The organism is Burkholderia sp. Ac-20349 (assembly GCF_017104865.1).
Lineage (GTDB): Bacteria > Pseudomonadota > Gammaproteobacteria > Burkholderiales > Burkholderiaceae > Burkholderia > Burkholderia aenigmatica.
On sequence record NZ_JAAGPM010000245.1, the window covers coordinates 1 to 6,471 of the forward strand.

Consider the following 6,471-nt stretch of genomic DNA (forward strand, 5'->3'; position numbering starts at 1 on the left):
TCTTGTCGCCCAGCTTCACGATCACGTCGCCGGGCTTCACGCCGGCCGCGGCGGCCGGCGAGCCGGGCGCGACGCCGTTGACGAGCGCACCCGCCGGACGCGGCAGCCCGAACGCCGCGGCCAGCCCGATCCCGACATCCTGCACGTCGACGCCGAGCGCGTTGCCGGACGACGCGTCCGGCGCCTGGGGCTGTTGCGCCTGCATCTGCTTCTGCAGTTGCGCACGCACCTTGGCGGCAAACGCGATCGGGATCGCGAACGTCGTGCTCGCGTAGCGGTCCGCGCCCGTATAGACCTGCACCGCGATGCCGATCACGTCGCCCGCGCGATTGAATACGGGGCCGCCCGAGTTGTCGGGGTTCGGCGCGATGTCGGTTTCGAAGAACGGAAACGCGCTGCCGTCCGGCATCCGGTGCGACGTGGCGCTGACGATGCCGGCCGTGACCGTGTTGCCCGATCCGTCCGGCGCGCCGATCGTCATCACCGGCTCGCCCGCGCGTACCTTCGACGAATCGCCGACACGGACGAACGGCAGCTTCGTCGCGTTGACGCGCAGCACGGCGACGTCGCTTTGCGGATCGACGGCGAGCACCGTCGCCTTGAATTCGCGGCGGTCGGTGAGCCGTACCGTCACGTCGGTCGCATCGTCGACCACGTGCGCCGACGTGAGGATCAGGCCGTCGGCGCTGACGATGAAACCCGAGCCGCTGCCCGATACCGCGCGCGGCGACGTGTCGGGTGCAGGCGCCTGTGCCGGTGCCTGCGGGCCTTGCGCGGGCGGCGGCGCGTCGTGCCGGAAAAACGCGGCGAGTGGATCGTCGGGATCGAGGATTGCGAAGGACGGGCCGCCGGCCTGCTGGTCGGGTGCGGCGGTCATGATGGTCACGACCGCCGGGCCGTAGCGGTCGACGATCGCCGGAAAATCGACCGGCATCGCGTAAGGCGCAGCAGCCGGACGCTGCTTCATCGGGTGTGGCGTGACAGGCGGCGAGACCGTTCCGGCGAGGACGGCCGGCGGGGGCAGCAAACAACCGGCAAACACGCCCCCGATCAACGCGGTGCGAAGCACGGCGCGAGCAAGCGTCTGGCGAACCACGGTGCACCTCCCCCGGGAGTCACGGCGCCGACATGCGCGAGACGCGCAGGCGCCCGACAAACCCCGGTACACGCATCCATTTATAGTCCAAGCGGCCTGTTCGAACATACGAATCGAAACCCGAATACGGGGCGGCGCATCACGCGCGGAGCCGCGACGGCGTTCGTTTCGAACAAAGTGCGCGGTTCGTCAATCCGCACAAGTCCGATTGTCGTGCGTGGCGATGGGTGGTGCGTGTCAGGTGGCGCGATGGATGCGCGCGACGTTGAGCGTCGCTCGACGTGGAGGCCGACGATCCCCGGGAGGCGAGCGATCGCCCGCCATCACATCGAATCGACCGTGTGGGCTTCCGCCAGCGTCTGCAGGCGTCGACTCAGATCCCGGACCGCGCCGGCTGGCGCCCCTGACACGACCAGGCACAGGTTCTTGTAGATCCACACGAGTCCGAGCCCGGGACCGGGGATCGCGCTCTGGACCGACACGCTTCCGAGCGGATCGGGATTCGTCTCGAACGGCACGTACGAGATCGTCGGCAAAGTTGTCTCGTCGAGAAAATAATCCGCCGCCTCGAAGCGATCCTTGGCCTGCGCAACCGTGATCGACACGCGTGCTCCGTTGAACCGGCCGTTGAAGACAAACATCCGGAAATCCTTGAGCGGCCCGGTTTCGTCGACAGGCTGTTCGAAATGCTCGATCTTCAGCGCATTCAAACCCGGGACGCGCTGGGTCGCAAGCTTGCCCCAGTCGAACGCGACGATCTTCCGGCCATCGTCGGTCGCGAACTTCCGGTCGAAATCGATGTGCGACTTGAATGCATCGACACGCGCGGTCGGGCTGAAGGCGCTCCGAATGGCTGCGGCTCTTTCATCCGCGCTCATGACGTTTCCCGATACCGGCGCCTGCGCATGGCTCGCGCCGACAAGAATGGAACATAGCAACAGACCGATGACCTGCACTTTCATTTCACCGCTCCTGCGCCGGGGCATGTTTTTGTCGTCGTCATGAAGCCCGCGAGGCATCGCATCCTGCACGCCGGGAATCGCTACGCCGGCATCGGGCCGCCCGGCGGCCGCAACACGAACACTCATCTCGCCGCCCTCGCCATTCCCTTGTCCGGTGTCGGGCAGTCACGGCTGCTGTTCAATACCGTGAAGTGGCCCGGACACGCCTTGCTCGGAACCTGCAATCCCTCGGGAAATTCCGGTGCGCCCGGCAGCCACGGAGACGCGTATGCCTTGATCCTGTCCCCCGGGAAAAACACGATCCACAGATAGCCGTCCGAGAACGAACCATACGGCTCGATCGGCACGACCCGGCTAGCCAGTGCATGCGGATCGCGCTTGAACATCTCGTCGTTGCGCCATTCGACATCGACCGTCAATCCCGGGCGCCATTTTTCCGGAACGGACACACAGCATGTGATGCCGCCGCCGGCGCTGCCGATACGGGCGGCCACATTCCCGCCCCAGGTGCCGTCGACAAAGAAGGTACCGATCGGCACGTCCGTGTAGTTCAGCGCGTTCAGCTTCAGCCCGATCCCGGCCTCATCGGCCGCCGTAGCGGCTTGCGGATCCGCATGATCCGTCTCGCGAGAGCACCCGGCTCCCGTCACGCAGGCAGCCAGGAAAACGGCCAGACGAACGACGGTCATCACCGATCCAGCTCGCACATTCATGACGCGATTCTCTTGTCGGAATCCCGAAGTGAAATCGAAAGCGATACGGTAGCGGAAATCACCGGCAACGGGTAAGGTTACCCGCGCGTCAATCCCCCCCACCTTCGCCGCGATCGCCGTCAGCATCCGCAACATCGGCTCGAACGCGACAACGCAAGGTGATGCGCGTGCTGCGGGTCGCCTGGCTTCATCCGCGCAGGGCCGTACCGGGAGCCAGGCTCCGGGCCCCGGTTGTCGCGTCTGGTCGCTGTACGAAAAACGGGCTCGTTGACGGCTGCCGGCTCGCCGCTACCGGCCTTCCAGAAGCGGGCGGCGCAGCGCGACAATGCAGCGTCAACCCGGAACAGTGAATGCCGACCGACAGGATCCCCGTGCATGCCGCATGACGACCGCACCCTCCTCATTCCCCGACGAACGCCCGAATCGGCGACGATGCTCGCGAACGTCAAACGCGCGATGGCGCTCACCGCCCGCCTCAACCGCCTGTCGTTCGACGATGCGGACGAAGTCCGCGCGTTGTTCGGCGAACTGATCGGCAAGCCGGTCGACGACAGCTTTCTGCTGCTTCCGCCGTTCTATACGACCGGCGGGCCCGACATCACGGTCGGCCGCAACGTGTTCGTCAACCAGAACTGCACGTTCTACGATCTCGGCGGGCTCGACATCGCCGACGACGTGATGATCGGGCCGAACGTGAGCCTCATCACGTCCGGCCATCCGCTGGAACCGTCGAAGCGGCGTGCCGCCGTCGTCGCGAAGCCGATCGCGATCGGGCGCAACGTGTGGATCGGTGCCGGCGCAACGGTCATCGGTGGCGTGACGGTGGGCGAAAACGCGGTGATCGGCGCAGGGGCCGTGGTCACGCGGGACGTGCCGCCAAATACGCTGGTGGGCGGTAATCCGGCGAAGGTCATTCGGTCGATTGGTGATTGAGGTCGGGTCGGAGAAACGGCCCAACGAACTCCAGGAAAGAGGAAACGAAACGGGATTGCACGTCGCCCATTCAAGGACCTGGTTTTTTGTCATACATGATTGCCAGCGCCCCTATTGAGGTACATGCTCGTGTTTCGGAACCACTGTCATCCGCGATAGTGAACCCCTATGACCATCAATCCCGACCTGATCCCTGGGGAGAGACTCGAGATACCAGGCGAACAACATGATAAAAAAACTTACTTTCGCTCCAACAATCCTAATGCTTACCATGAATGCATTTGGCGCGATAGCCTCTTGCGACGGAACTTACAAGGCAGAAACCCTAAAGCCCGGCTCATTGAGAATAGAAAGAAACACAGAAGCAATAAATCAACAGGAGGCGAACACGCCTCATCAACCGCCGACTAAAAATTCAACCCTGCATCACCTATAGCTCGATAAAATAGCGTGCGCCGCCACCGCCAAATAACGAAGCAGCGCCCCATCAACACGAATGGTCACGCAACAAATCAATGGCACATTATTTAAAAATGACGAAAACCCAGAAGGAGATACACCCGAGAAACATACTTATCCGGAATTATCTCTTGCCAGTCGCAATGCTTTTCTGCACATCAACCCACGCACCACTCGCGTGCGCAAAAACCGAATATTCAATTAACGGGAGCCACATCAGCACATCTAAAAATGGAAGAAGCTCGAGTTGCAACCTTGGCATCACACCGACATCCTCAGTAGAGAGCGCCGACGGAAAGGCCGTAATTGTGTCCGACAGAGGATTCGTATTGACGTCGGATCTCATGACTTGTCGGGCAGAAACGCCCATCCACGTCACTCAAATCCCCAAAGGCGTTGGTTCTTTATCGGACATCAATGTATCAAGAGGGATATACATATCTCTTGATTTCGTGAGCACCCAGCCCACCGCATATCTCGCGACCGTTGCAAAGATCGGGAGCAAGAAAAACCTGATCAGCCTCGATGGCGCGTACATCACCGGGAAGAGAGTCGATCAACTGCAGGAGACGGCATTTACCGCCTCCGGGGGTGCAGGCTCCTCAACCCTCTCTCCAGACGGTCGATACGTCGCGCCCAACGGCCAGATTGACTGCAGTCAGAATGCGTATCCGGGAGTCTGGGATATCGACAAGAACAGGCGCGTATTGCTCGATTCGGACGCCTGTCATCGCCTATTTTCGACATCAAAAAAATAGCCCCCTACTTGATGCACCAGTAGCGCGCCGCAAATTCCTTGTTGATCGACACGACGACCATCCCGTTCGCATTGCGCGGCGGCTTGCCTTCCGAGCAGCGAGCGTTGTCCGCCACGACATACTCGACATTGCCGCGCTTGAACGTCCAGTCGGTATTGACGCACGGGTCGGTGCCGACCGTTTCCTCCGTGCCGCCGTGCAACTCGACGTCCGGCTTGCGATCGACCGAGTGCGGCTTGTTCCAGGCCCGGTAGTTCAACGTGCCGTTCGCGGCGCGATCGATCACGATGTGATGCTTGTCGGTATTGCAGATGAATCCGTCCTGGGTGGATTGCGCATGGACGGCAGCGGTGGCCAGCAACGCGCATGCGGTACCGGCGAGCGCAAAGAATCTGTAAGGTGTGAGCACGTTCGATCAGGAAAAGAAGGTGAAATCGGAGGCGATACGGTAGCGGAAATCATCGGCAACGGGTGACATAACCCGCGCACCCTGCCACCCGCCCTCAATCTCCGCCCACCCGCTCCGCGATCGCCGACAGCAATCGCAACATCGGCTCGAACGCGTCGGCCGACGTGTTGCCGAAGCCGAGCACGAGCCCGTTGCCCGCCGATGCCGCATCGATCGAAAATCCCGACAGCGGAAACGGCCCGATGCCGTGCTCGCGCGCCGCGTCGACGATCGCACGATCGCGGTAGCGCGCGGGCAGCCGCAGCGCGAGATGCAGCCCGCACGGCCCGCCCTCGATCTCATGCGGCACGCTCAGGTTGCCGTCGAGCGCGGCGAGCAGCAACCGCCGCCGGTCGCGATACAGCCGGCGCATCCGGCCGAGATGGCGGCCGTACTCGCCCGTCTCGATGAAATCGGCCAGCGCGAGCTGCACGTGGCGCGTCCCGCCGCGCAGCATTTCCGGCAGCACCGGCCGCACCGCGGCCAGCAGCGCATCGGGCAGCACGAGAAAGCCGATCCGCAGCGCCGGAAACATCGTCTTGCTGAACGAGCCGAGATAGACGACGGGCGAATCGGGTGCGAGCCCGTGCATCGCGCCGATCGGCTCGCCGGTGTGCCGGAATTCGCTGTCGTAGTCGTCCTCGATGATCCACGCGCGATGCCGGCGCGCGGCATCGATCAACGCGAGCCGGCGCGAGATCGACAACACCGCGCCGGTCGGGAACTGGTTCGACGGCGTCGTGTAGACGAGACGCGGCGTCCGCTCGCGCCAGTCGTCCGCATCCGCGCGCAACCCTTCGGCGTCGACCGGCATCGGCACGACGTCGAGGTCGGCCGCCTGCATCGCGGTGCGCGCGCCGCGATAGCCGGGCTCCTCGACCCACACCGTATCGCCCGGGTTCGTCAGCAACTGCGCGCACAGCGCGATCGCGCCCTGTGCGCCTTCCGTGATCACGATCTGCTCGGGATCGCAGCGCACCCACGCGATCGCGACCTGCGCCGGATTGCTGCCCTTCTCGTCGGCGATGGCGCGCAGCGCGTCGACGAGCGCGAGGTTGTGCGCGAGGTTCTCGCCCTGGAAGCGCGGGCTCGCCCCGCGAAA

Annotated in this window: 7 protein-coding genes; 2 read left to right on the forward strand and 5 right to left on the reverse strand. The window is 63.5% G+C overall.

The window, feature by feature from the left end; translation table 11 throughout:
• From G3N61_RS37495 to G3N61_RS37505, 3 genes are all read right to left on the reverse strand, one after another.
• Positions 1-1,096, reverse strand: a 1,096-nt coding sequence (locus G3N61_RS37495) for a trypsin-like peptidase domain-containing protein (RefSeq protein WP_205824935.1), incomplete at its 3' end; no start/stop codon positions are given.
• A 323-nt stretch (positions 1,097-1,419) separates the two neighbouring features.
• On the reverse strand, positions 1,420-2,127 hold the full coding sequence (locus G3N61_RS37500) for a hypothetical protein (protein WP_205824936.1): 708 nt from the start codon (positions 2,125-2,127) through the stop codon (positions 1,420-1,422).
• Between the two features lie 53 nt (positions 2,128-2,180).
• Positions 2,181-2,771: a DUF3304 domain-containing protein gene (locus G3N61_RS37505; protein WP_043191094.1), complete on the reverse strand. Its 591-nt coding sequence runs from the start codon at positions 2,769-2,771 to the stop codon at positions 2,181-2,183.
• Between the two features lie 375 nt (positions 2,772-3,146).
• On the opposite strand from G3N61_RS37505, the gene G3N61_RS37510 reads away from it, so the two are divergent.
• Together G3N61_RS37510 and G3N61_RS37515 are read left to right on the forward strand one after the other, a co-directional pair.
• A complete protein-coding gene (locus tag G3N61_RS37510; RefSeq protein WP_043191096.1) occupies positions 3,147-3,704 on the forward strand; it encodes a sugar O-acetyltransferase in 558 nt (185 codons plus the stop codon).
• Between the two features lie 788 nt (positions 3,705-4,492).
• Positions 4,493-4,921, forward strand: a complete 429-nt coding sequence (locus G3N61_RS37515; RefSeq protein WP_205824938.1) for a hypothetical protein — start codon at positions 4,493-4,495, stop codon at positions 4,919-4,921.
• Positions 4,922-4,925: 4 nt separating this feature from the next.
• On the opposite strand, the gene G3N61_RS37520 is transcribed toward G3N61_RS37515, so the two are convergent.
• Both G3N61_RS37520 and G3N61_RS37525 read right to left on the reverse strand, forming a co-directional pair.
• Positions 4,926-5,330: a hypothetical protein gene (locus G3N61_RS37520; RefSeq protein ID WP_241018096.1), complete on the reverse strand. Its 405-nt coding sequence runs from the start codon at positions 5,328-5,330 to the stop codon at positions 4,926-4,928.
• Between the two features lie 94 nt (positions 5,331-5,424).
• Positions 5,425-6,471, reverse strand: a 1,047-nt coding sequence (locus G3N61_RS37525) for a PLP-dependent aminotransferase family protein (RefSeq protein ID WP_241018097.1), incomplete at its 5' end; no start/stop codon positions are given.